The following is a 23,687-nucleotide window of genomic DNA, read 5'->3' on the forward strand; positions in this document are numbered from 1 at the left end:
ACACACTCACCGAAGAAAAAATCTATTACAACAAGAAAGACAACGAACTTGACCCCCAACAGGGCAACTGAAAACGAAAAATCTCGAGGCATCGACCGGAACGATGTCTCGAGACTTCACATTGTGCCCGAGGGGGGACTTGAACCCCCACGTCCGTTAATAGGACACTAGCACCTCAAGCTAGCGCGTCTGCCATTCCGCCACCCGGGCAGGGTGTTTGTCAGCCTCTCGGCTGGGCACTCCGATACTGTATCCTGCTCGAGGCTTGCTTTACAAATCGCCTGCGTGTGGCGTGAAAAAGCAAATATTAACGGCGTGTGGAAATACATGGTTGTAAGTCTGGGTAGGGGCTTTCCACGTGTGCAGCAGAATTTATGCAGGCCGCGGCGGTTACACCACATCGACATCGCCTTGTGAGGTGGGGTACAAATGGGTCTATGACTTCTTACGCAGATGATTCTCGGTTTCCTGGTCCAGATCCTTACGCACCGCTGCGCGATGTCCCTTCCTTCGTTCTCTCGTCCACTGATGTGGTGGAAGGAGACGAGCTGCAGGAAAAGCTCCGCGCCCCAGAGAACGTATCGCCTCAGCTTGCCTGGTCTGGACTGCCGGAAGGCACCAAGTCCCTGGCCGTGACCTGTTTCGACCCCGATGCGCCAACGGCTTCTGGTTTCTGGCACTGGGCGGCGTTCAATATCCCCGTCGAGGTAAGCGAGCTGCCTACCAATGCCGGTGCCGCCGAGGACTTGGGTATTGACGGCGTCATCAGCTTGCGCAACGACTCGGGCGAGCGCACCTACTTCGGTGCGAACCCGCCTGTCGGACACGCCCCGCATCGCTACCTTTACGCCGTCCATGCAGTCGATGTAGAGAAGCTCGATATCGACCCAGATGCTTCGCCGACCGTGCTTGGGTTCAACCTGCATTTCCATGCTCTTGGTCGCGCCATTTTGTGGGGCTGGTATGAGGCGAAGTAATGGCTAGTGGCTCTACTTCATCGCAGCCTAGCCCGCCGACGGCGCTGCGGGTGGGCGGCGCCTTCATGGTGGTCGCATTCGTGCTGGTCCTCTTTGCATTAATCTCCGTCTTCACGGATGGTTGGGGTGCCGATTTCGAATGGACGTATTCCAAAGTGGCGATTATTGTCGCCGCGATCATCGTCGGCGCCTTTAGTACCATGAGCAAAAGTCAGGCGGGAAGCCGCGCGCAGGTTGCAGCGTTGGTCATCGCCATTGTGATTATTGCAGCAAGCCGCTTTGTGCCCGGCGATATCCTATTCACGCAACCACAGTTTTGGGTCGTGTTCTACGCCGGCTTCGCGGTGTTGTGCGCACTGATTCTCAAGCGCAGCGCCATGTCGCAGACCTAGTCAGCACCGCAAAAACAAAGGGTCCGCCTACTTCCTCTGCGTGCAGCAGGAGAGGTAGGCGGACCTTGTGTTGTGCAACCTTGGGTCGGACTAATCCAAAGGCTTCCAGGGGAGGCCGGAACCAACCGCCTGGGAAATATTGCTCAAACCGTGGGCACGGATTTGAGCGGCAATGCCGCGGTGGATATCGCGGATCCAGTCCGGACCACCGTAGATGAGACCGGTGTAGCCCTGCAGTAGGGAAGCACCGGAAGTGATGCGCTCCCATGCTTGCTCCGGCGTGGAGATGCCACCCACGGAGATGAGGGTGAGCTGGTCGCCGACTCGCTCATTGAGGCGGCGCAGTACCTCTAGGGAGCGCTCGGCTACCGGAGGGCCGGATACGCCACCGGCACCCATCTCCTTTACCTCGGCGGCTGGAGTCTTGAGCCCCTCGCGGGAAATGGTGGTATTTGTCGCTACAATTCCGTCGAGCCCGAGCTCGAGGGCTAGGTTTGCCACGGCGTCAACGTCAGCATCAGAAAGATCCGGGGCAATTTTCACCAGCACCGGAACCGCGGTGCATTCTTGCACGGCGGAGAGAATGGGGCGCAGCGATTCCACTGCTTGCAGGTCGCGCAGGCCCGGGGTATTCGGCGAAGAAACGTTGACCACCAGGAAATCTGCCAAGTCGCCCAATACCGACGCGGAGCGGCGGTAATCTTCTACTGCATGCTCGGCAGGGGTGACTTTGGTTTTGCCAATATTGATGCCAATGACATCGCTGTAGCGACGCTTGCGCAGGTTTTCCGCGGCGGCTGCCGCACCTTTATTATTAAAGCCCATCCGGTTCAAGATGGCCTTATCGGCCTTCAGGCGGAAAAGCCGCGGAGCAGGATTGCCGGGCTGTGCTTGGGCGGTGACGGTGCCCAACTCTGCAAAACCGAAACCAATGGGAGTCCACGTATCAGCAGCTGCGGCGTTCTTATCAAACCCGGCGGCAAGTCCCAACGGGCGGGGGAATTCTACTCCGAAGACCTCTTGGCGCAGCACTGGATCATTGACCGGCAGGATCTTTGCTAGGGCTCGGTTAGCTGGCCCGGCCGCCTGCAGCCCGCTGAGCGCAGTGTTAATAATCTCGTGGATGCGCTCTGGGCTCAGCTTAAACATGCCCCGCAGAGCAAGCTGGTAGGCCTGCGCGCGCAGTTGGTCAATAGTGCTGGTCATGGTGTTAAGACTCCTTCTTCAGGTGCGGGGTGTCCACGAACTGCAACCCGTGGCCGGTGGCGGAGGCGGCGACAAAGGTGCCGTCGCCAAGCAGGGCAATATTCTGCGCATCCGGCACGGTCGAGAGATCTCCGCGCAGCTCTGGTACGCCTTTGCCAATTTCATAGGCATGAGCCTTATTGGTATCGGTGGCGCTCACCCACGCCAGATTGCGCTTATTATCCCAGGCTACGCCCCACGGGGTGCCCTCTACGTTGCCGTATTGGTGCAGGCGGACGACGTCATCGGACGTGTAGATAGCCAAGCGTCCGCCCTCGGTATCGGAGGCGAGGACCACGCCGTTATCGCCCACCGTGATGCTGCCGACTCCCTGGCCAACGCGCAGTCGGCCGCCCGCACGATCATTCGTCCAGTCCACGTTTTGGATGGTGGAATCCTCTCGGTGGATGCGTACCACTCCGTCATCGCCCGAGGAATTGGGCACGGCCAATAGCTGGTCCGAGCCCGCTTCCACCTCGATATCTCCGTCGCGCTTGCCGTCCTTATAAATGCCTACCGTGGTGGAATCGGCCGAGGTGGCGAAGATCTCGCCGCTGGATAGCTGGGTGGCGGCGGTAACGGGGGAGTCCTCTTCCATATCGACCTCTTGGGGAGAGTATGGGGATGCAGGATCGATGAGGAGAACCTTGTCCGGGCAGGCGAGGACGAAGCCCGAGGCAGAGGAGCTGAGGTCACCACACTCCGCAGAAATGTCTAGGGTGGTAGCCTTCTTCCTCTCAAAATCCTTCTGGCTACCGATGAGAAGCTCGTCCTTGGTGCGCACCGCCAGCGAGCCATCAAAGGCGGCAAGGTCAGTGATGTCTGCCTTAAGGTCGACCACAGTGCCTTCCGGATCCGCCTTAGCCGGGGAGACCGCTGGGGTGGCATTGCCCTTGACCGCGGTCTCTGGATCGGCGCCCACGCCCACTTCGGGCTGGCAGGCGGCCAACGCGGTGGCGCTAAGCGCCAGCAAACTAGAAAGGATAAGTGCGGAGCCAGATTGAGATTTCACGGCTACTAATCCTAACAGCGCGCGTTGTAAAAACTCGAAGCCCAGCGCGGCTGTAGTGTGAAGCGGGTGATTTCTAATACCGCAACTGACGCTGTTTCTTGGGCGCAGGTCATTGTTTTGTCCATCGTGCAGGGGCTTACCGAGTTTCTTCCGGTAAGTTCCTCCGGTCACCTGCGCATTGTTTCCGAACTTTTTTGGGGCAACGATGCCGGCGCGTCCTTCACCGCAGTTATCCAGCTGGGTACGGAGCTGGCTGTGCTGGTCTATTTTGCCCCAATGATTTGGCAAATTCTCTCCGGCTGGTTCCGCGGCTGGGCTGATAAGTCCTCTCGTGGCCAGGACTGGCGCATGGGGTGGATGGTCATCGTGGGTTCCATTCCCATCGGAATTGTCGGCCTCGCATTCGAGGATGCGATTCGTGGCGCCCTGCGCAACCTGTGGATTACCGCCGCAATGCTCATTCTCTTCTCCTTGGTCTTCATCGCTGCAGAAAAAATGGGTAAGAAGGAACGCAGCTTTGACCAGTTGACCATGAAAGACGCCATTGTTATGGGCCTGTGCCAATGCTTGGCGCTCATTCCGGGTGTTTCCCGCTCCGGCGGCACCATTTCCGGTGGTCTATTCCTGGGACTGGACCGCGAGGTAGCCACTCGCTTTAGCTTCTTGCTCGCCATTCCAGCCGTGCTGGCTTCGGGGCTTTTCTCGCTTCCCGACGCCTTTTCTCCCGAATCCGGCCAGTCCGCCTCCGGCCTGCAGCTTCTGGTCGGCACTGGCATCGCTTTTGTACTGGGCTACGCCTCCATTGCGTGGCTGCTGAAGTTTGTGGGTAACCACTCCTTCTCTTGGTTTGCCGCTTACCGCATCCCGGTCGGCGTGCTCGTCATGATCCTCCTGGCACTGGGAGTCCTGCAGCCGCTCTAAGGCACACCGCGTTAGTATGGTGGCTATGCATTCTTGGCCACTACCTTCCTTCCGCCCTGTGCCGGGTGATGCGGCACAGCTGCGCTTGTACGATTCTGCGAACCAAACCATCGCTCCCGTAGAGGTCGCAGGGGATACCGCCACCATGTACGTGTGCGGCATCACGCCCTATGACTCCACCCACTTGGGCCATGCCGCCACCTACCTGACCTTTGACCTTATCTACCGGGCGTTCCTGGATGCCGGGAAGAAAGTTCACTACGTCCAAAACATCACCGACGTCGATGATCCGCTATTCGAACGTGCCGAACGCGACGGTGTAGATTGGCGTGAGCTCGGCACTTCTCAAATTGACCTTTTCCGTTCCGATATGGAGCTGCTCTCCGTTTTCCCGCCGCAGGACTACATCGGTGCCATGGAGGCCGTCGATGAAATCGTGGAAATGGTGCAGAAGCTTCTCGACGCCGGAGCGGCCTACGTCGTAGACGACCCCGAGCACCCAGATATCTACGCCTCCATCGAGGCCACCGAGCGCTTTGGGTATGAGTCCAATTACTCTGCCGACGAGATGCGCACCTTCTTTGCCGAGCGCGGTGGCGACCCAGACCGCCCAGGAAAGAAAAATCCGCTCGACGCGCTTATCTGGCGAGCCCACCGCGAGGGCGAACCAGCCTGGGAGTCGCCCTTTGGGCCTGGTCGCCCGGGTTGGCATATTGAGTGTTCCGCCATCGCTACTAACCGCTTGGGTTCTTCCTTTGATATCCAGGGTGGCGGCAGCGACCTGAAGTTCCCACACCATGAGTTTTCCGCTGCCCACGCCGAGGCCGCCCTCAACGTTGATCGCATGGCACAGTTCTACGTGCATACCGGCATGATCGGCCTCGACGGGGTCAAGATGTCTAAGTCCTTGGGCAACCTCGTCTTCGTTCACAAGCTCGTAGAAGCGGGTGAAGATCCCTCCGCTATCCGTTTGGGTGTCTTCGCGGGCCATTACCGCGACGAGCGCGACTGGTCCGACGAGGTGCTCGACGGCGCTAAACGCCGCCTCGCCGCATGGCGGGAGGCCCTGGCGCAGCCGGGAAGCATGGCAGGGGCCGAAGAGGTCGTCGCCAAGCTGCGTGCCGCAATCGCCAACGATCTTGATACCCCGGCCGCGCTCGATGCCGTGGATGAGTGGGCAGAGGCCGACCGCGGCACGGACGAGGACGGAGCGGCCGAATTGGTTCGCACCGCACTAAATTCGCTCCTCGGCGTGCGGGCTTAGGCAAGATAGGGCAGTATCTACAGCATGAGCATTCGCGCCGATTTCCAGCCCACCGTAGATGAGTTCATTAGTGACCTGAAGTCCTTCGCCACCGGCGATTACCTCAAGGAAGAGGAAAAGGAGTTCTGGGAGGCACCGTTTGACGCCAACGTCCTCCCAGAGCTGCGCGGCCACCTTGAGCAGATGCTCGATGGGCTGGATGCTCTTCCGGACGATCCTGACGGACCACAGTTGGTCACCGTCTTGTCCAAGACCGTTCGCAAGTTGGCAGATTTTAATCGCGCTCAACACGATGCCGTTCTCGAGCCAGAGGAAAAGGAAGAGCTCTCTGAGCTTATCTATAACGCCAGCGCGGCCACCGGAGCAGACGACGAAGCCCTGTCGCAGATTCCGGAACTGGATTTTTAGTTCTGACCCTTCCGCTTTAGTAAGCGCCAGCTCGCGCTAACTGCGCGGCTGGCTTTTGCCGCCGTGTGCCCACAGCGTGAACGGCGAAACTATTTCCTACCTGATAGAGAAAGCTAGCTTTATTCTCGTGCCGCACTCCACCGCCGTTTCCGGCCTGACTAAGCCCGCCGCCATCTTCTGGGATATGGATGGCACCCTCACTAATTCGGAGCCCCTTTGGGCGGAGGCAACGTTTTATCTTTCAGAACTGCTGGGCAAACGGCTCACTCCCACCCAGCGCCTAGCTACTGTGGGCGCGACCTTTGATACCACCTTGGCAATCTGCGCGGATAATGCGGGGGTGGCGCTGCACCCCGAGGACAGCGAGCGTTACCGCGCCCGAATGTTTGACTATGTCAAAGGCCTTTTTGCTCGCCAGCTGGAAATCTTTCCGGGAATCCCTCCACTGCTTCAGGAACTGAAAGCGGATGGGGTGCCCATGATGGTCACTACCAATACCGAGCGCAATGTCGCTGACGCTGCTATCAATGCGTTGGGGCGGCACTATTTCGTCGATACTATCTGCGGGGATGAGGTTCCTGCCGGCAAACCAGCGCCGGATATGTACCGCGAGGCCGCCCGCCGCATTGGCGCAGATCCCGCGGAGTGCTTAGTTTTTGAAGATTCCGCAACCGGCATGCGCGCCGCAGTTGATGCCGGCTGTGCGGTTATCGGTTTGCCCGAAGATGATCAGGTTCAGGTACCGACCGAAGTCACCGAAATTTCTCGCCTCCGCGATTCGCGGCACCTCGCGGGAGCTAAGGCCACTGACGTCTATAAGTGGTTCGCTAAGATTTCGGCGCGGCAATAGAAATTCAGAGTTCCCCTACATTCTCTATCTACCTGTGGAACAATAGGTAGACGTGAAGAACTTTGAGACTCTTTTCGCCGAACTAGCTGAGAAGGCCGACCAGCGTCCAGCTGGTTCTGGCACCGTTGCCGCGCTGGATAAAGGCGAGCATTTCATTGGTAAAAAGATCATCGAAGAAGCCGGGGAAGTATGGATCGCCGCTGAGTACCAGTCCGACGATGAGCTGGCGGAAGAGATGTCCCAGCTGCTCTATTGGACTCAGGTCATGATGCTCAAGCGCGGACTTACCCCTGAAGACCTTTATAAGTACCTCTAGGCAACACCCCACAGGATGGAAGGATCCGCATGATCAAGATTGCTGTACCGAATAAGGGCTCATTGTCAGAAGCTGCAGTGGAAATCCTTACAGAGGCCGGTTACAAGGGCCGCGGGCATTCCAAGGCGCTCAACGTGGTAGATGCCGTTAACGGGGTAGAATTCTTTTTCCTACGGCCGAAAGATATTGCCATCTATGTCGCCCGCGGGGTCTTAGACCTAGGCATTACGGGCCGGGACTTGGCACTTGACTCTAAAGCGAGCTTTGATGAAGTTTTGCCGTTAGGCTTTGGTGGCTCCACGTTCCGGTACGCAGCCCCGCAGGGGGAGGAGTGGGATATCTCTCAACTAGCCGGGCGGCGGATTGCGACGTCGTATCCCAACCTTGTCCGCACAAACCTCGCCGCACATGGGATTGAGGCCGATGTTATTCGATTGGACGGGGCCGTAGAGATTTCCATCCGGCTAGGGGTTGCCGATGTTATTGCTGATGTCGTGTCAACTGGTACTACTTTGCGTCAGCAAGGGTTAGCGCCGTTCGGGGAGCCGATCATCGAGTCCGAGGCGGTAGTCATTAAGCGCACGGGGGTAGAGGTCACCGAGGAAGAGCAGGTAGTGCTCGACCGCATTCAGGGAATTCTGCACGCTCGCACCTATCTGATGATCGACTACAACATCGCTCAATCCAACCTCGACGCAGCCGCTGGTATTACTCCAGGATTGACCGGTCCTACGGTGTCGCCGTTAGCGCGTGAGAACTGGGTGGCAGTGCGAGCGATGGTTCCGAAGAAACAAGCCAACCAAGTCATGGACCGACTTTCCCAACTCGGCGCGGAAGCAATTTTGGCTTCTGATTTACGCATCGCCCGCTTTTAGGGGGATCAATTTCTCTGGGTCGGCCCAAATAGATTCAGTCGTGGCTAACATTAGCGCTTGAGGTTACTCATTCGAATATAAGTCTCGACAGGCAAAGGAGCCGAGCCATCATGGCAAAGTCCTCTAAGAAAGAAGAAAAGGACACCAAGTCTGCAGCAAAGGACGTGAAGAAGAAGGAAGCTGACACTTCCACTCACGCCGCACAGCAGAAGGTGGCCGAACAAAAGGCACCTAAGAACTCCAGCAAGAAGACTCGCACCGAGACCGACCTTCTTGGCTCCTTGGAAGTTCCCGCTGACGCTTACTACGGTGTGCACACCGTACGCGCCATGGAGAACTTCCAGATCTCTTACGTGACCATCAACACCATCCCGCACTTCATCCGCGGCATGGTCCAGGTCAAGAAGGCGGCCGCCATGGCAAACCGCCGCCTGCACGTTCTGCCAAAGAAGAAGGCTGAAGCCATCATCTGGGCCTGTGACCAGATCCTGGAAGAGGGCCGCTGCATGGATCAGTTCCCGCTGGACGTCTTCCAGGGTGGCGCTGGTACCTCGCTGAACATGAACACCAACGAGGTTGTTGCCAACCTCGCGCTGGAGTACCTCGGTGAGGAGAAGGGCTCCTATGACATCATCAACCCGAATGATGATGTGAACATGTCCCAGTCCACCAACGATGCTTACCCGACCGGCTTCCGCTTGGGTCTGCATGCAGCAGTGGATCACCTCATTGAGCGCATGGATGGTCTGCGTGCCGCATTCCAGGTCAAGGGCAATGAGTTCCAGGACATCCTGAAGATGGGTCGTACTCAGCTTCAGGATGCGGTTCCGATGACCTTGGGTGATGAGTTCAAGGGCTTTGCCAATAACCTGAACGAGGAGCAGGCATTGCTGCGCGATGCACAGCGTCGCCTGCTCGAGATCAACTTGGGCGCAACCGCAATCGGCACCGGCGTGAACACCCCGGCCGGCTACCGCCACCAGGTCACCGCAGCTCTGTCTGAGGTCACCGGCTTGGAGATGAAGACCGCCCGCGATCTCATTGAGGCAACCTCTGACTGTGGCGCTTATGTGCTACTGCACGCCACCATCAAGCGCGCAGCAATGAAGCTTGCCAAGATCTGTAATGACCTGCGCCTGCTGTCTTCCGGTCCACGCGCTGGCCTGGCTGAGATCAACCTGCCTGCCCGTCAGGCCGGCTCCTCCATCATGCCGGGTAAGGTCAACCCGGTTATCCCGGAGGTTGTGAACCAGACCTGCTTCAAGATCTTCGGCAATGACCATGTCGTCACCATGGCCGCTGAGGCTGGCCAGCTGCAGCTCAACGTCATGGAGCCGGTCATCGGCGAGGCACTATTCCAGTCCATTCGCATCATGGGTAACGCCGTCGACGCCCTGCACGAAAAGTGCGTCACCGGCATTACCGCTAATGCAGACGTGTGCCGTGCCTACGTGGAAAACTCCATTGGTATCGTCACCTACCTCAACCCGTTCATCGGCCACCACAACGGTGACCTGATTGCCAAGGAGTCCCTGGAGACCGGCAAGGGCGTCAAGGAACTCGTCTTGGAGAAGGGCTTGCTCGATGAGGCTACCTTGAACAAGGTTCTGTCCGTTGAAAACCTAATGCACCCAGAGTTCCGCGGTCAGCTCTTCATCGACGAGGACTAAAGACACGGCTTTTGAGAAGCAGTAGGGCATAGCGCCCCGCATAGTAGACCCCCACGGTCTCTGCCATTTTCTCTTGATGTACAAGGAAAACTGGCGAAGGCTGTAGGGGTCTTTTGCGTGCATGGAATCGGCGGTAGCTAGTTTCCTTTTATGGCCCTGTGCTGGGCGAATGCGGAGAAGGATACCGACCGTCTTATAGCGAGACGCTTAATACATGTGGGAATCAACACAAACGGACAATTCGAGTGAATAAATCGACGTGATAGGTGCACAATAGAAGATGTTGAGGACGGCATGCACTCTGTATGGAGACGCGTGCCCTTAGTTTGCATACAGAGCGTATGGAGTATGTCCATGGTTATTGTTCATATAGTCATCGTTCTCGCCGCCATCTTCTTGGGCGCGAGGATTGGTTCAATTGGTATCGGTATGGCCGGCGGCCTCGGTGTGTTGGCCCTTGGTCTCACCGGTGTCCCCATTACTAGGGAAGACATCCCGTTCGACGTCATCGGTATCATCATGACCGTCATTGCCGCCATCGCCGCGATGCAGAGGGCTGGTGGCATGGACTACTTGGTGCACATTGCAGAAAAGTTTCTGCGCAAAAACCCGAAGCGGATTACGTTCTACGCGCCCATCGTTACTTGGTTGATGACGGTGCTGGCCGGTACCGGCCACACTGCATTCTCCACGCTACCGGTCATTGTTGAGGTAGCTAAAGAAGGCAAGGTTCGCCCTTCACGCCCGCTTTCCATTGCGGTAGTTGCCTCTCAGATGGCAATTTGTGCCTCGCCTATTTCTGCCGCAGTGGTTCTCCTAGCCAGCCTGTTGGAGCCAGCTGGAGTGGGCTATTTGCAGGTGCTAGCAGTCGTCATTCCGGCAACGTTCCTGTCTATTTTCCCAGCTGCGTGGATTGCTAATAAGTTTGGCAAGGAACTAGATGATGACCCGGTGTACCAGGAGCGCAAGGCGCAAGGCTTGGTTAAGCAACCACTGGGGGCTGAGAACTTCCAGCCGCCGAAGGGTGCCAAGGCTTCTGTTCTGGTGTTCCTGGTAGCCATCGTCATCGTGATGGCATGGGCCACGCTGACCTCGGAGCAGGTCGGGCTAATCGCAGAACCAACCTTGCCACGTAATGAGGCAATTATGACGGTTATGCTTACCGCGGCCACCATCATCGTCATGATGACGAAGTTCCCGGCGGGGGATGTTCTCAATACGCCGGTATTTAAGTCCGGTATGTCCGCATGTATTTGTGTGCTAGGCGTTGCTTGGTTGGGTACCAGCCTTATCAACCACTACATGGACGATATTCAGTCTATGGCTGGTAGCGTTATTGAGTCTTCGCCGTGGCTGCTCGCGGTGGTCTTGTTCTTCGCCGCAGCGCTGCTGTACTCGCAGGCCGCTACGACCAAGGCCCTCATGCCAGCAGCCCTGGCTCTGGGCGTAAGCCCCCTTACCGCAGTCGCTGCTTTCCCAGCCGTCTCGGCTCTATTTATCCTGCCGACCTACCCAACGCTGCTGGCAGCGGTGGAGATGGACGATACCGGCTCGACTCGAATCGGCAAGGCTGTATTCAACCACCCATTCCTTATCCCAGGCACGGTCAGCATCGCGGTTTCTGTCCTCTTAGGCTACGCATTCGGCCTCGTCATCCTTTAAGAGGTAGACGACAAGTCCACCCGGAAGGCGCCCCTGGAGGGCGCCTTTTTGGATCGCAGCGTGGACAGGAGGATTGATTCAATTCACTTTCTTTCAAAAATGCGGGTTATTTAACTCGCGAGCTCGGTAGGCTAAGGACATGACTACTCAGCCATCCGATGTTGAAATTGCCCAAGCCCACCACCTGCAGCCAATCGCGGAGATTGCGGCCAAGGCGGGCATTCCTGCCGACGCCGTGATTCCTTATGGCACCACCAAAGCCAAAGTCGATATCACCAAGGTGGACTATTCCAAGGAAAATCAGGGCAAGCTGGTGCTTGTCACCGGCGTATCGCCCACACCTGTCGGCGAGGGCAAGTCCACCGTGCTCATCGGCCTTACCGACGCTCTAGATCAGTTGGGCAAGAAGGCCATCGTTGCCCTGCGTGAGCCCTCCCAAGGACCAGTGATGGGTATTAAGGGCGGCGCGGCTGGCGGCGGCTATGCACAGATTGTCCCCATGGAGGACATCAATCTTCACTTCACCGGCGATTTTCACGCCATTACCTCTGCAACCAATACCCTGGCCGCCATCATTGATAACCACATCCATCAAGGCAACGCCTTGGGCATCGACCCGCGGCGCGTGACGTGGCAGCGGTGCATGGACGTCAACGACCGTGCCCTGCGCAACGTGGTGACCGGCCTGGGCGGGCCGGCTCACGGTGTGCCTGCAGAAACCGGTTTCACCATTACCGCGGCCTCCGAAATCATGGCCATCTTGTGCTTGTCCACGAACCTCGAGGACCTAAAGAAGCGCCTCGGCGATATCACTATTGGGTTCACCTATGATCAGCGCCCTGTTACCGCCCGTGATTTGGATGCGGAAGGTGCCCTCGCGGCGCTCATGCGTGATGCTCTCAACCCGAACCTTGTACAGACCCTTGGCGGCGTGCCGGCCTTGGTGCACGGTGGTCCGTTCGCCAATATTGCGCACGGCTGCAACTCCCTGTTGGCAACCCACACCGCACTGCAATTTGGCGATGTCGTCTTAAGCGAGGCCGGGTTCGGCTCCGACCTCGGCGGAGAAAAGTTCGTCGACATTAAGGCGCGCTTTGGCGACCTAGATGTTGCTGGCGCCGTGGTCGTTGCCACCATCCGCTCGCAGAAATACAACGGCGGTGTGGCCAAGGATAAGCTCACCGAGGAAAACCTGGATGCCCTCAAGGCGGGCATAGTCAACCTAGAGCGCCACGTAGAAAACCTACGCAAGTTCGGGATCAAGCCAGTTGTTGCGCTCAACCTATTTTGGTCCGATACCGAGGCAGAACGCGAGTTCATGCGGCAGTGGGCCGAAGACTTCGGGGTGGCATTGGAGGAAGCCAATGTCTGGTCCGAGGGTGGCGCGGGCGCTACCAAGCTGGCAGAGACCTTGCTGGAGAACCTACAGGGAGGAGCCAAGCAGCTCTACGATCCGCAGGAGGGAATCGAGGCCTCCATCGAGACCATCGCGCGCGAGATCTATCGCGCGGACCGTGTGGAATACGGGGCAAAGGCGCTCAAGGATCTCAAGTACATTCAGGACAATGGCTGGGACAAGCTGCCGGTGGTCATCTCTAAGACGCAGTACTCCTTCAGCGATGATGCCTCTGCTCTGGGGGCGCCGGAAGGCCATACGCTGCACGTGCGCGAATTGCTGCCGCGCACCGGCTCGGGATTTATCGTTGTGCTCACAGGCAACGTCATGACGATGCCGGGACTGCCGAAGAAGCCGGCGGCCAATAATATCGACGTCGATAAGCAGGGCACCATTTCGGGCCTTTTCTAGGCAGGTGGGGCGCTAGTCCTTCGTATCTGCCGCGGAACCCGGCCAGCCCGGGTACTGCGGCGGGGTGCCGCCAAACTCCGGGCAGAGATCCTGGTGGGCGCACCATCCGCAGAGCTTGGATGGCTTCGGACGGAAGTCCCCGGCGCGCCCGTCGGCCTCAATCTTTGCCCACAGGTCGCCGAGATCGCGCTCGAAGTATTCGAGTTCCTCACGGTTTGGGCTAAGAAACATCGAGTCCAAGACCTTGAGGTACATCAGACGCAATTGGTGGGGAATGGTGCCTAGAATGCGCCAGTAGACCAGCGCATAAAAGCGCATCTGGAATTGCGCATCCTGGGAATAGCGGGGAAGTGGCTTCTTGCCGGTTTTATAGTCCACGACTCGGACCTCGCCAGTTGGGGCGCGGTCCACGCGGTCGATGAAGCCGCGGACGGGGACGCCATTGGGCAGGACCGTATTGACGTACATCTCTGTTTCTTGGCAATCAAAGCCTTGGGGATTTTCCATCTGGAAATAGCCTTTGAGCAGTTCCCTGGCAGCGACGAAGAAGTCGTAGGTGTCTTCTTCTGGCACGAGCTCTAAAAGTTCCTCGTCTTTGGCGGTCATCTCTGCCCAGGAGGGCTTAATCATCTTCACTGCGGCAGGATAGGTGCGCTCTTCGCGCGGTAGCTTGTGCATCTCTTCCAAAACGGCGTGCACAAGGGTTCCTTTGACCTGCGCGATGGTCTTGGGCTCGGGCAACTTGTCAATGGCGCGAAAGCGATAGAGCAGCGGGCACTGCTTATAGTCGGAGGCGCGCGAGGGCGACAGGGCGAGTGGGCGGGGTGTAGATGAAGTAGCCATGGTGTATCTAGCCTATCGCCGCGCGATTCGTGGCAAGCTAGGAGGTATGAGTTATACCGCAGATTTCCTAGATTTCATTGCTGCTTCTCCTTCTTCGTACCACGCTGCTGATGAGGTATCCCGCCAGCTGTGCGCGGCGGGATTTGAGGTACAGGATGAGGGAACGCAGTGGTCCGCTGCGCCAGGCGGCCACGTCATGGTGCGCGGCGGCGCGGTAGCGGCGTGGTACGTGCCAGAGGGCGCGGATAAGAATTCTGGTTTCCGCATCGTGGGGTCGCATACGGACTCGCCGGGCTTGGTTCTTAAGCCCACGCCGGACTTTTCCTCGGCCGACTGGCAACAGGTGGCAGTCGAGATCTATGGAGGGGCGCTACTGCATACCTGGTTTGACCGGGAGCTGACCGTGGCCGGGCAGATTGTCACCAAGGATGGCACGCGGCACCTAGTCAATACTGGCCCAGTGCTGCGCCTGCCGTCGCTTGCCATTCACCTCTACCGCAAGGATGAGTTTAAGCCGGATCGCCAGCACAATATGCAGCCGGTTTTGAGCGTTGGTGACCCGGAGGCATCCATCTTGCAGGTAGTGGGGGAGAAGGTGGGCGTCGCCAAGCAGGATATTGCTTCCTTCAACCTGATTACGGCCGATGCCGCTCGCGGCGAAGTCTTTGGCGCCGGCGAGCAGTTCATCGCTGCCGGACGCATGGATAACCTGTCTTCCGTACACGCCTCGTTGGAAGCAATGAAGAAGGCCGCCGAGGAATATCAGGGCAAGGATATCTTGGTCATGATGGCCTTTGACCATGAAGAAGTGGGTTCCAGCTCGCGCTATGGTGCGGGCGGTCCCATCCTGGCGGATGTACTTACTCGCACGGCGCGGGCGCTGGGGGCCAACGAGGAGGAACGCTTCCAGATGTTCTCCCGCTCGAGCTGTGTCTCGGCAGATGCCGCGCATTCGGTGCACCCGAATTACGTGGGCAAGCACGATCCCACGCACCATCCGATTATCGGCAAGGGCCCAGTGACCAAGATCAACGGTAATCAGCGCTATGCCTCCGATGCCACCACGGTGGCGTTGTGGGAAGCAGCATGCGAGAAGGCAGGCGTACCGGTGCAGCGGTTTGTGGGCAATAATGATGTGCCCTGTGGCTCGACCATCGGTCCCATTACGGCGACGCGTTTGGGCATCGATACTGTGGATGTGGGCGTGCCCATGCTGTCTATGCACTCGGCGCGGGAAATGGTGGGCGAGCGGGACCAAGTATGGCTCGCGCAGGCACTTGAGGCATACTTGGTGAGATAGTAACCGCAACCTCGAGGAGTCTTGAGACATGGCTTATTCCGGCCCCTTTGCCTATGGCGACCGCGTGCAGCTTACCGACGCCAAGCGGCGCCACTACACGGTCATTCTGGAAGAAGGAGGCCAGTTCCACTCCCACAAGGGCATCATTAACCATGATGACATCGTGGGTATGGACGAGGGCTCGGTCATTGAGTCCACCCTTGGCTCCTCCTTCCTGCTTTTCCGCCACCTGATGGTGGATCACGTGCTATCCATGCCGCGTGGTGCCGCGGTGATCTACCCCAAGGATGCGGCGCAGATTTTGGTAGAGGGCGATATCTTCATGGGCGCGCGCGTGCTCGAGGCCGGCGCTGGCTCCGGTGCGCTGTCTATGTCCCTGCTGCGCGCCGTGGGCCCAGAGGGGCATGTGTATTCCTATGAGGTGCGCGATGACCACCTCGAGTATGCGGTAGATAACGTCAAGGAATACTTTGGCGAGCAGCCCGAGTGGTGGTCGCCGCGTCTCGGCGATTTAGGAGATGTCACCGCCGAGGACTTGGGTGGGCCGGTAGACCGCGTGATCCTCGATATGCTCGAGCCTTGGGAGCACCTGGAGACAGTGCGCGATCTTCTCATTCCAGGTGGTGTCTTCATGACCTACGTGGCAACGGTGCCGCAGTTGATGAAGGTCATGGAAGGAATTCGCGAGCTCAAGTGCTTTACCGAGCCTAAGGCCTGGGAATCACTGGTGCGCGAATGGAAGGTTGAAGGCCTGGCTACGCGCCCGGAGCACCGTATGAATGCGCATACCGCCTTCCTTATCTGGACCCGCCGCTTGGCCGATGGCGTGACCCCGCCGCGCCCGCAGCGCCGCGCCCGCAAGTGAAGCTGGAAATAGGCTCACCTCAGCGCCCAGAATTTAAAGCGCAAGTACCCTCTTTCACCGACTGGGCCGCGTTAGAGTAGTGGGCATGGATGAAGCCACGGACTATAAGCGGCAAATTAGCCAGCTTGCTGCCCGCAATCAGAAGTTGGCGGGCTTATTAAAAGAATCGCGTGGGAAGCTCGAACAGCTTTTTGCGGAGCTTAACGCGCTAGCTGAGCCGGCATCGACCTACGGCGTTTTCTTAGGCTATTCGCCTACCCACAGCGAGGTGGGAACCACCGCGGAGGTCTACACCAACGGCCGCGTGATGCAGCTTAAGGTTTCGCCCAATGTGGAACCGGGCAGCCTAGTGGCCGGCCAGCAGGTTCGCTTGGGCGATGGCTTCGTAGTGGTGGAAGGGTGCGCACCCGAGCGCACGGGTGAGCTCGCCACCGTGGTGGAGCGCCTGGGAGAGAGCCGCCTCATCGTGGCAAATTCCTCCGGCGAGGAAAAAGTGGTGTTGCTATCGCAGGCACTGCGCGAGGAAACCCGCGTGGCAGCAGGCGAGATAGTGTTGGTCGACCCCAAGGCCGCCATCGCGCTGGAAAAGGTGGAAAAGACGGAGGTCTCCCAGCTCTCCCTTGAGGAGGTCCCCGATGTGCGTTATGAGGACATCGGCGGGCTCGATGAGCAGATTTCCCAGATTCGCGATTCCGTGGAACTGCCGTTTATTCATCCGGACCTCTATCACCACTACGAGCTACAGCCGCCTAAGGGCGTCCTCCTTTATGGCCCGCCTGGGTGCGGTAAGACGCTTATTGCTAAGGCCGTGGCCCATTCTTTGGCGCAGCAACTGGGCAGTGATGGGCCGAGTTACTTCCTCAATATCAAGGGCCCAGAGTTGCTCAATAAGTATGTAGGCGAGACGGAACGCCGCATCCGTCTCATCTTTGAGCGCGCTCGTGAATTAGCCCAGCTAAGTTCCGACCGTCCGGTGGTCATCTTTTTTGATGAGATGGAATCGATCTTCCGCACCCGTGGCTCAGGCGTGTCTTCGGATATGGAAACCACGGTGGTGCCGCAGCTGCTCACAGAACTTGACGGCGTGGAGAGCCTTTCCAATGTGATCGTTATTGGCGCTACCAACCGCGAGGAGCTCATCGACCCAGCCATCATGCGCCCCGGGCGGCTTGATATCAAGATCCGGGTCAACCGCCCGAATAAAGAGGGCGCCCGCGAGATCTTTGCTCGCCACTTTGCAGAATCCGTGCCGCACCAGGGCACGCTAGAGGAACTTATCGGCACTGCGGTGGACGAGCTTTATGCCGATCGCCCCTTTGTGCAGCTGCACTTTTCCAGCGGCGAGCGCGAGGTATTGCACTACCGGGACTTCGTCTCCGGCGCGATGATTGCCAATATCCTCTCCCGCGCCAAGAAGCTGGCTATCAAGGACGAACTGCAACAGCGTGCGGGCAGTGAGCAGGGGATAGGCGGGCGCGAGGGGGGCATCGCCAAGCAGCATTTGCTCCAGGCTATCGCGACCGAGCGCGCGGAATCCGAGTACGTGCCCACCTCTACCAACCCCGAGGAGTGGACCAAGATCATCTCCCAAGACCATGCAGGTGCCCGCGTTGAGCGGGTGGAGCTACTGACCGTTAGGAGGAGCGCATGAGCCGCGTTGTAGGTACCGAGACCGAGTACGGCATTGCCACCCCGGAGCTGCCGGAGTATTCGCCCATCATTTCTTCCACGCACGCGGTGGTAGCGTATGCCGCGATGCACACTGGGGCGCGCTCGCGCTGGGATTTTGCCGAGGAACACCCGCTGCGCGATTCCCGCGGCTTCGATCTCAAGCGCTACCACACCGTGCCCGTGGTGGATCCCAACGCCATCGGGGTGGCCAATGTGGTCACGGCCAATGGCGCGCGCTTTTATGTCGACCACGCGCACCCAGAATATTCCGCGCCGGAATGCACTAATGCTTGGGACGCCACGCTTTACGACGCCGCAGGTGACGCCACGCTCCTGCAAGCCGCCGCAGCCGTAGCAGGGCTCAGCGCACAAGGAAAGTCCGTGCTCGCCAACCATGACCCGTGCCCTGCCTTGCGTTTTTATAAAAACAACGTGGACGGCAAGGGCGCGTCTTATGGCTCGCACGAGAACTATCAGTATTCTCGCGCCACGGATTTTGACACTATGGCGCAGGCACTTATCCCGTTTTTCGTGGCCCGCCAGGTAGTCATCGGCGCCGGACGCATGGGGATCGGCGAGTTTGGCGAGGAGCCGGGATTCCAGATCTCCCAGCGCGCTGACTATATTGAGCAGGAAATCTCGCTGGAAACTACCCTTAATCGCGGCATCATCAATACCCGCGACGAGCCGCATGCGGTGCACGCAGACTTTGGGCGCCTCCACGTCATTATTGGGGACGCGAATATGTCGCAGACCTCCACGCTGCTCAAACTAGGCATGACCTCGCTGGTGCTCGATGCGATTGAGCAGGGGGTGGACTTTAGCGATCTCCGCTTGCAGGATGCCGTGGCGGAGGTCCCGCGCGTCAGCCGCGATCTCTCCCTTCAGCATCGCCTCGAGCTTGCCGACGCCCGCCATCTCACCGCCCTAGAAATCCTCGCTGAATATCGCGCCCGCGTAACCCCACGCACAGAAGCCGATCACAAGGTGCTTGCGGCTTGGGACGAGGCCGTAGCACTTCTGGCAAAGGACCCGATGCAGGCAGCGCACCTGTTGGATTGGGTGGCGAAGTATCGCTTGATCAAGGGCTACCTCGACCGCGGTATCGACCCGGCCGACCCAAAGCTGCGCCTGATTGACCTGCAATACGCAGAGATCGATCCTGCCAAGTCGCTACACCACGCGCTGGTGCGTAAAGGCCAGATGCGGCAGCTCTTTAGCGCTGCAGAGATTGAAGACGCCGCCAGCACCCCTCCGGAGGATACCCGCGCGTATTTCCGCGGCCGAGTGACGCAAAAATTCGGCGAAGACATCATTGCCGCGAGCTGGCAAAGCCTCACGGTGCGGTTAGGCGAGGAAACCGCGGCACCCTGGGCCACGGTTCCGATGGATGAGACCACCAGCCTGACTCGCGCCCAGTGCGAGGAGATCATCGACGCCGCACCTACGGTGGAGGATCTTCTTCAGGGACTAACTGACAGCGGTATCCAGCCCGAGTACCGTAACTAATAGTCAGACATCGAGGCAGAAGCGAAGGAAAGGACGTTCATACCATGTCAACCCACCAGTCGCAGGTCACCGGCGGTAACGGCGGCGATGACTCCACGGGGGAGGAAGAGTTTACCTCCACACAGCTGAGCATCAATACTGCCGGCACCGATGAATTGCTCGATGAGATCGATGGGCTGCTAGAAAACAACGCCGAGGAATTTGTTCGTTCTTATGTCCAAAAGGGCGGGCAGTAATGGTGGGTGACCAGCGCCCCGTCTTCGCCCGTCGCATCATGGGCATCGAGACGGAATATGGCTTAACCACCAGCGCGGGCCCAGGAGAACGCGTCCTGAGCCCTGATGAAGCGGCGCGCGTGCTTTTCCGGCCCATCGTTCAGGAACATTCTTCCTCTAATATCTTTTCCACCAACGCGAGCCGCCTGTATCTCGACGTCGGATCCCACCCCGAGGTAGCCACCGCCGAGTGCGATAGCTTGAGCCAGCTTCTGGCCTATGAATGCGCTGGCGATGCGATAGTCAACCGGCTGGGCGAACAAGCTGAACAGGCCTTTGCCGCAGATGGGCACCCGCGCGCGGTGTACCTGTTTAAGAACAACGTGGACTCGGCCGGCAATTCTTTCGGCTGCCACGAAAACTACCTCATCAGCCGCCACATGGTGCTCAAGGATTTGGGGCTGGCGCTCCTTCCGTTCCTTATTACCCGCCAGCTCATCTGCGGCGCCGGCATGGTGCAGCCAGCTAAGGGCGACAAGCCCGCCCAATTCCTGCTCTCGCAACGCGCAGACCAAGTCTGGGAAGGCGTATCTTCTGCCACCACCCGCTCACGCCCCATCATCAATACCCGCGATGAACCACACGGCGATTCCAAGCGCTTCCGCCGCATGCACGTCATCGTGGGCGATTCCACCATGGCCGAGCCCACCATGGCCCTAAAAGTCGGTTCCACGCTGCTCATCCTGGAAATGCTGGAAGCCGGATTTGACCTACCGGAGTTCGACATCGAAAAACCCATTCACCATATCCGCGCCATCGCGCGCGATATGACGGGCTCGACCGAACTACCGCTCGCAGGAGGGGGATCCGTCACCGCACTCGAGGTCCAGCAGCAACTATGCCAGCGCGCAACCCAATGGCTGGAAGAACGGGAAGACGCCGGCACTCCCACCGCAGAAATGCGGCGCGTGGTGGATCTCTGGCAGCGCATGCTGCACGCCATTGAGACTCAAGACTTCTCCGGCGTGGACAGAGAAATCGACTGGGTCATCAAATTGGGACTGCTCGAGCGCTACCGCGCACGGCTGGGTGGTCAGTGGGACCACCCCAAGCTCGCCCAGATTGATATGACCTACCACGATATCCGGCCGAGCCGCGGGCTCTTTCATGTACTGCAGCGTAAGGGACTTATTGATCGGTGGATTTCGGACGCCGACATCGAACGCGCCATGGACACCGCGCCCGCGACCACTCGCGCCGCGCTGCGCGGGCAGTTCCTGTCCGCTGCCCGTAGCCTCGGGGCCAACGTCACCGTTGACTGGACGCGCCTTAAGGTCAACCGGCCTGAGCCACGCACCGAGGAGCTCCTTGACCCCTTCGTGGCCGACGATGATCGGGTCGAGGCGTTGCTAGACTATATGCGTCTACACCACAGCTAGAAGCATACGAGTAGCACTAGGGAGACAACACAACACGTGGCAGCACACAACCCCGCGCCGAAACGGCATGATGAGGCGGTAGAAAGACTCACCAACCTCTCTTTCGCGCTACAGGGCGCCGCCAACTCCGGCGGTAGCCCTGATCGCACCGCCTCCTGGATTCGCCGGCATGTGGCAGGATACGGCGATAAGTCAGATGAAGCCTTCGCCAAATCGCTGGCACGAGATATCGCAACCCTCCAGCGCGCCGGGGTACCTATCGTGCATTCCGGCAGCGAAGATGGTGCGCGCTATCGCCTCGACTCGAGCAGCTACCAGCTTCCTCCGGTGGAGTTTTCCCCTGAGGAGGCCATGGTTCTAGGCATTGCAGGAGGCGTGGGTACCACCGGAGGCTTAGGCGATTTTTCCCTGTCGGGATGGACGAAGATTGCTGCTAGCGGCGCCTCCCGCAACCTCGCAGGCGCACCGGTATACACGGCGGTCAATGACATCACGCGACTCGCCCCAGAAATCATCACCGCGGTGCTCGCTGCGGTGCGCAATCAGCTGCGCATTACGTTTTCCTACCGTGCTAATCCGGCTACTGAGCCGGTACGCCGTGTCATGGACCCGTGGGGAGTGGTCAACCGAGACAGCCGCATCTACCTCGTGGGATTCGATGTGGACCGCAACGAACCGCGCGTCTTTCGGGCCCTCCGCGTCTCTGACATCAAACGCTCGCACGATCCCGCGGAGCACACCAATCCAACTGAAGATTTGCAGGTGTTAGTAGAGCGTGCACTGCAACGAGGGGAAAAGGTGGATGCGCGCCTTGTCATCCCGGAGGGGCAGGCGCGGGAGCTTATGGATGCCGGCAAGCAGCAGCCCGACGGCACGGTGATGCTGCGCAAGGTGGATAAAGACTGGCTCGTACGCACCGCGGCTGGGTATGCGCCGGAGGTACAAGTGGTGGAACCAGCCGAAGTACGCCAGGAGGTCGTTTCCCTTTTGCGCAGGGCAGCACATCCGCAGGAAGGACGCTAGTCATGGCTGATGGATCACAGAAGCTCCAGGCGCTCGTGCGCTCTTTGAACCTGATTCCGTACTTCAAGAATCATCCCGACAAGACGCCCATGGAAGCGGCCAAGGACTTAGGTATGGAACCCGGCGAGCTGAAGGAAGCTCTCGATCGCCTCTTTTGCTCCGGCACGGGGCGCAATACCGAAGACCTCATCGATCTCTCCTTTAGCTATCGCGATGGGGTAACCATCCATAATGATCAAGGCTTAAGCCAGGCACTGCGGCTCACCCCAACCGAAGCCGGTGCCTTGCTTCTTACCTTGGAGTCCTTGCAGGCGATGCCAGGGCTAATCGACGCCCGCGCGGTCGAATCCGCCGCCGCTAAGCTGCGCGGCATCATGGATGAAAGAACTGTTGCCATTTATGATTCGCTATCTACTCCAGCCCCTGAAGAGACGGATATCCAGGCGCTTTTGTCCCAGGCGGTTGATGAACGAAAGCGGATCCGGCTGCACTACTGGAGTGCTTCTTCGAATGCAGAATCCGAAAGGGTAGTGGATCCAGCCCGCATTTTTATTGTCGATTCTGAGCCTTACTTGGCTGCGTGGGAAGAAGCTAAGCAAGCCCATCGCACCTTTCGCATAGACCGCATTAGAAGCGCATGCCTCACGGAGGAAAAGGCTCAGCCGCACCTGAAGGAACTCGACTTTGATGCCTCCTCACCCTTTAATTTGGGCGATGGAGACACCGTGCAACTAGCAATTAACCAAGAATTCACGTGGCTGGCTGAGTATTACGATATGCGTCTGGGCGAAGACCTGGGAAATGGGGAAATAGCTGCAACAATGCCTATGGGATCAGTGGATTGGCTTATTCGCTTTGCCCTTGCTCAGGCTGATAGGTTGCGGGTAGTGGCTCCTCAATCCGTGGTAAACCTCATTGCGGAGCGAGGAAACACTGCATTGAGCGGCTATACTCTGTAGCCAGTTACTTGCCCGTTTACTGCGCCTGCTCGCTGGCAAAAAGCCGGCGGTGTTGCTTTCCGGCATGCTGGTGCACTAGTTGAAAGAGGTTTCTCCATGAGCCTAGGACCTATGGAAATCGGCCTGATCGTTCTTGCCATCGTCTTGCTTTTCGGTGCAAAGAAGTTGCCGGAATTGGCACGCTCTATTGGCCGTTCCGCGCGCATCTTCAAGTCTGAGGTCAATGAGATGCATTCCGAGGATGCCCAGCGTTCTCAGTCTCAAGCACAGCTGAACCAGAAGCAGCAGTCCGATGAGGAATTCTGGAACCGACCAGACATGCAGCCGGGCCAGCAGAACAACACCAATACTCAGCAGTAAACGCCCCTAACCTGTCGTCGCGCGAACACCCCTGCAGCGCGCGGATATGCACCCGCAATCCGTGCAGTAGGGAAGTGTTCGCTTCTTTGCGTTGAAAGAGCCAC

The 23,687-nt window shown here is 58.6% G+C and carries 23 protein-coding genes and 1 tRNA gene; 20 read left to right on the top strand and 4 right to left on the bottom strand.

The features are described 5' to 3' along the window. Window positions 1–124: 124 nt before the first annotated feature. Window positions 125–210, bottom strand: a tRNA-Leu gene (locus MHY22_RS07655). 227 nt (window positions 211–437) lie between these two features. Between MHY22_RS07655 and MHY22_RS07660 the strand changes: the two genes are divergently transcribed. Further along, window positions 438–977 (top strand): YbhB/YbcL family Raf kinase inhibitor-like protein, encoded by a 540-nt coding sequence (locus MHY22_RS07660; RefSeq protein WP_239278798.1) that lies wholly within the window; start codon window positions 438–440, stop codon window positions 975–977. Continuing rightward, window positions 977–1,369, top strand: coding sequence for a hypothetical protein (locus MHY22_RS07665; RefSeq protein ID WP_239278799.1), 393 nt, complete (start codon window positions 977–979; stop codon window positions 1,367–1,369). Before MHY22_RS07660 ends, MHY22_RS07665 begins: the two co-directional genes overlap by 1 nt. A gap of 90 nt (window positions 1,370–1,459) precedes the next feature. On the opposite strand, the gene MHY22_RS07670 is transcribed toward MHY22_RS07665, so the two are convergent. Then, on the bottom strand, window positions 1,460–2,575 hold the full coding sequence (locus MHY22_RS07670) for a quinone-dependent dihydroorotate dehydrogenase (protein WP_239278800.1): 1,116 nt from the start codon (window positions 2,573–2,575) through the stop codon (window positions 1,460–1,462). A 4-nt stretch (window positions 2,576–2,579) separates the two neighbouring features. Next, complete coding sequence (locus tag MHY22_RS07675) at window positions 2,580–3,626, bottom strand: hypothetical protein (protein ID WP_239278801.1); 1,047 nt, start codon at window positions 3,624–3,626, stop codon at window positions 2,580–2,582. Window positions 3,627–3,692: 66 nt separating this feature from the next. Here MHY22_RS07675 and MHY22_RS07680 point away from each other — a divergent pair, with 66 nt between their 5' ends. From MHY22_RS07680 to MHY22_RS07720, 9 genes are all read left to right on the top strand, one after another. Next, window positions 3,693–4,547: an undecaprenyl-diphosphate phosphatase gene (locus MHY22_RS07680; protein ID WP_239278803.1), complete on the top strand. Its 855-nt coding sequence runs from the start codon at window positions 3,693–3,695 to the stop codon at window positions 4,545–4,547. A 25-nt stretch (window positions 4,548–4,572) separates the two neighbouring features. Further along, window positions 4,573–5,811 carry a cysteine--1-D-myo-inosityl 2-amino-2-deoxy-alpha-D-glucopyranoside ligase gene (gene mshC, locus MHY22_RS07685; RefSeq protein ID WP_239278804.1) on the top strand — a complete coding sequence of 413 codons (1,239 nt, stop codon included), beginning with the start codon at window positions 4,573–4,575 and terminating at the stop codon, window positions 5,809–5,811. A 24-nt stretch (window positions 5,812–5,835) separates the two neighbouring features. Then, complete coding sequence (locus MHY22_RS07690; protein WP_005324796.1) at window positions 5,836–6,219, top strand: hypothetical protein; 384 nt, start codon at window positions 5,836–5,838, stop codon at window positions 6,217–6,219. 127 nt (window positions 6,220–6,346) lie between these two features. Further along, on the top strand, window positions 6,347–7,069 hold the full coding sequence (locus MHY22_RS07695; RefSeq protein WP_284814771.1) for an HAD family phosphatase: 723 nt from the start codon (window positions 6,347–6,349) through the stop codon (window positions 7,067–7,069). Between the two features lie 52 nt (window positions 7,070–7,121). Beyond that, window positions 7,122–7,385 (top strand): phosphoribosyl-ATP diphosphatase, encoded by a 264-nt coding sequence (locus tag MHY22_RS07700; RefSeq protein WP_204609052.1) that lies wholly within the window; start codon window positions 7,122–7,124, stop codon window positions 7,383–7,385. Window positions 7,386–7,414: 29 nt separating this feature from the next. Beyond that, the gene (gene hisG, locus MHY22_RS07705) at window positions 7,415–8,260 is read left to right on the top strand and encodes an ATP phosphoribosyltransferase (protein ID WP_239278805.1); all 846 of its coding nucleotides are present in this window, start codon (window positions 7,415–7,417) and stop codon (window positions 8,258–8,260) included. A 110-nt stretch (window positions 8,261–8,370) separates the two neighbouring features. After that, window positions 8,371–9,930, top strand: a complete 1,560-nt coding sequence (gene aspA / locus MHY22_RS07710; protein WP_239274247.1) for an aspartate ammonia-lyase — start codon at window positions 8,371–8,373, stop codon at window positions 9,928–9,930. A gap of 354 nt (window positions 9,931–10,284) precedes the next feature. Beyond that, window positions 10,285–11,592, top strand: coding sequence for an anaerobic C4-dicarboxylate transporter (locus MHY22_RS07715; protein WP_239278806.1), 1,308 nt, complete (start codon window positions 10,285–10,287; stop codon window positions 11,590–11,592). Between the two features lie 139 nt (window positions 11,593–11,731). Beyond that, complete coding sequence (locus MHY22_RS07720) at window positions 11,732–13,399, top strand: formate--tetrahydrofolate ligase (RefSeq protein WP_239278807.1); 1,668 nt, start codon at window positions 11,732–11,734, stop codon at window positions 13,397–13,399. A 12-nt stretch (window positions 13,400–13,411) separates the two neighbouring features. Here the strand turns inward: MHY22_RS07720 and MHY22_RS07725 are convergent, their stop codons facing one another. Further along, the gene (locus MHY22_RS07725) at window positions 13,412–14,242 is read right to left on the bottom strand and encodes a RecB family exonuclease (protein ID WP_239278808.1); all 831 of its coding nucleotides are present in this window, start codon (window positions 14,240–14,242) and stop codon (window positions 13,412–13,414) included. Window positions 14,243–14,288: 46 nt separating this feature from the next. Here MHY22_RS07725 and MHY22_RS07730 point away from each other — a divergent pair, with 46 nt between their 5' ends. The 9 genes from MHY22_RS07730 to tatA all read left to right on the top strand — a co-directional run bounded on the left by MHY22_RS07730 (window position 14,289) and on the right by tatA (window position 23,583). Then, the gene (locus tag MHY22_RS07730; RefSeq protein ID WP_239278809.1) at window positions 14,289–15,542 is read left to right on the top strand and encodes a M18 family aminopeptidase; all 1,254 of its coding nucleotides are present in this window, start codon (window positions 14,289–14,291) and stop codon (window positions 15,540–15,542) included. Between the two features lie 28 nt (window positions 15,543–15,570). Next, window positions 15,571–16,407: a tRNA (adenine-N1)-methyltransferase gene (locus tag MHY22_RS07735; RefSeq protein WP_005324783.1), complete on the top strand. Its 837-nt coding sequence runs from the start codon at window positions 15,571–15,573 to the stop codon at window positions 16,405–16,407. 85 nt (window positions 16,408–16,492) lie between these two features. Continuing rightward, window positions 16,493–18,058, top strand: coding sequence for a proteasome ATPase (gene arc, locus MHY22_RS07740; RefSeq protein ID WP_239278810.1), 1,566 nt, complete (start codon window positions 16,493–16,495; stop codon window positions 18,056–18,058). Continuing rightward, window positions 18,055–19,587 (top strand): depupylase/deamidase Dop, encoded by a 1,533-nt coding sequence (gene dop, locus MHY22_RS07745; protein ID WP_239278811.1) that lies wholly within the window; start codon window positions 18,055–18,057, stop codon window positions 19,585–19,587. The genes arc and dop overlap by 4 nt, the downstream gene beginning before the upstream one ends. A 44-nt stretch (window positions 19,588–19,631) precedes the next feature. Continuing rightward, a complete protein-coding gene (locus tag MHY22_RS07750; RefSeq protein ID WP_239278812.1) occupies window positions 19,632–19,823 on the top strand; it encodes a ubiquitin-like protein Pup in 192 nt (63 codons plus the stop codon). Next, window positions 19,823–21,241, top strand: a complete 1,419-nt coding sequence (gene pafA, locus MHY22_RS07755; protein WP_239278813.1) for a Pup--protein ligase — start codon at window positions 19,823–19,825, stop codon at window positions 21,239–21,241. Before MHY22_RS07750 ends, pafA begins: the two co-directional genes overlap by 1 nt. 36 nt (window positions 21,242–21,277) lie before the next feature. Further along, the gene (locus MHY22_RS07760) at window positions 21,278–22,264 is read left to right on the top strand and encodes a WYL domain-containing protein (RefSeq protein ID WP_239278814.1); all 987 of its coding nucleotides are present in this window, start codon (window positions 21,278–21,280) and stop codon (window positions 22,262–22,264) included. Between the two features lie 2 nt (window positions 22,265–22,266). Continuing rightward, window positions 22,267–23,223 carry a YafY family protein gene (locus tag MHY22_RS07765; protein WP_239278815.1) on the top strand — a complete coding sequence of 319 codons (957 nt, stop codon included), beginning with the start codon at window positions 22,267–22,269 and terminating at the stop codon, window positions 23,221–23,223. A gap of 96 nt (window positions 23,224–23,319) precedes the next feature. After that, window positions 23,320–23,583, top strand: a complete 264-nt coding sequence (gene tatA, locus MHY22_RS07770; RefSeq protein WP_005324774.1) for a Sec-independent protein translocase subunit TatA — start codon at window positions 23,320–23,322, stop codon at window positions 23,581–23,583. Window positions 23,584–23,687: the final 104 nt, after the last annotated feature.

The organism is Corynebacterium sp. ACRPO (genome assembly GCF_022347205.1).
Classification (GTDB): Bacteria; Actinomycetota; Actinomycetes; order Mycobacteriales; family Mycobacteriaceae; genus Corynebacterium.

What these genes read in the sequence shown, in the direction of transcription:
- MHY22_RS07660 (WP_239278798.1), top strand. Translation starts at nt 438, where the DNA reads ATGACTTCTTACGCAGATGATTCTCGGTTTCCTGGTCCAGATCCTTAC.
- MHY22_RS07665 (WP_239278799.1), top strand. Translation starts at nt 977, where the DNA reads ATGGCTAGTGGCTCTACTTCATCGCAGCCTAGCCCGCCGACGGCGCTG.
- MHY22_RS07670 (WP_239278800.1), bottom strand. Translation starts at nt 2,575, where the DNA reads ATGACCAGCACTATTGACCAACTGCGCGCGCAGGCCTACCAGCTTGCT.
- mshC (WP_239278804.1), top strand. Translation starts at nt 4,573, where the DNA reads ATGCATTCTTGGCCACTACCTTCCTTCCGCCCTGTGCCGGGTGATGCG.
- MHY22_RS07690 (WP_005324796.1), top strand. Translation starts at nt 5,836, where the DNA reads ATGAGCATTCGCGCCGATTTCCAGCCCACCGTAGATGAGTTCATTAGT.
- hisG (WP_239278805.1), top strand. Translation starts at nt 7,415, where the DNA reads ATGATCAAGATTGCTGTACCGAATAAGGGCTCATTGTCAGAAGCTGCA.
- aspA (WP_239274247.1), top strand. Translation starts at nt 8,371, where the DNA reads ATGGCAAAGTCCTCTAAGAAAGAAGAAAAGGACACCAAGTCTGCAGCA.
- MHY22_RS07715 (WP_239278806.1), top strand. Translation starts at nt 10,285, where the DNA reads ATGGTTATTGTTCATATAGTCATCGTTCTCGCCGCCATCTTCTTGGGC.
- MHY22_RS07720 (WP_239278807.1), top strand. Translation starts at nt 11,732, where the DNA reads ATGACTACTCAGCCATCCGATGTTGAAATTGCCCAAGCCCACCACCTG.
- MHY22_RS07725 (WP_239278808.1), bottom strand. Translation starts at nt 14,242, where the DNA reads ATGGCTACTTCATCTACACCCCGCCCACTCGCCCTGTCGCCCTCGCGC.
- MHY22_RS07730 (WP_239278809.1), top strand. Translation starts at nt 14,289, where the DNA reads ATGAGTTATACCGCAGATTTCCTAGATTTCATTGCTGCTTCTCCTTCT.
- MHY22_RS07735 (WP_005324783.1), top strand. Translation starts at nt 15,571, where the DNA reads ATGGCTTATTCCGGCCCCTTTGCCTATGGCGACCGCGTGCAGCTTACC.
- arc (WP_239278810.1), top strand. Translation starts at nt 16,493, where the DNA reads ATGGATGAAGCCACGGACTATAAGCGGCAAATTAGCCAGCTTGCTGCC.
- dop (WP_239278811.1), top strand. Translation starts at nt 18,055, where the DNA reads ATGAGCCGCGTTGTAGGTACCGAGACCGAGTACGGCATTGCCACCCCG.
- MHY22_RS07750 (WP_239278812.1), top strand. Translation starts at nt 19,632, where the DNA reads ATGTCAACCCACCAGTCGCAGGTCACCGGCGGTAACGGCGGCGATGAC.
- pafA (WP_239278813.1), top strand. Translation starts at nt 19,823, where the DNA reads ATGGTGGGTGACCAGCGCCCCGTCTTCGCCCGTCGCATCATGGGCATC.
- MHY22_RS07765 (WP_239278815.1), top strand. Translation starts at nt 22,267, where the DNA reads ATGGCTGATGGATCACAGAAGCTCCAGGCGCTCGTGCGCTCTTTGAAC.
- tatA (WP_005324774.1), top strand. Translation starts at nt 23,320, where the DNA reads ATGAGCCTAGGACCTATGGAAATCGGCCTGATCGTTCTTGCCATCGTC.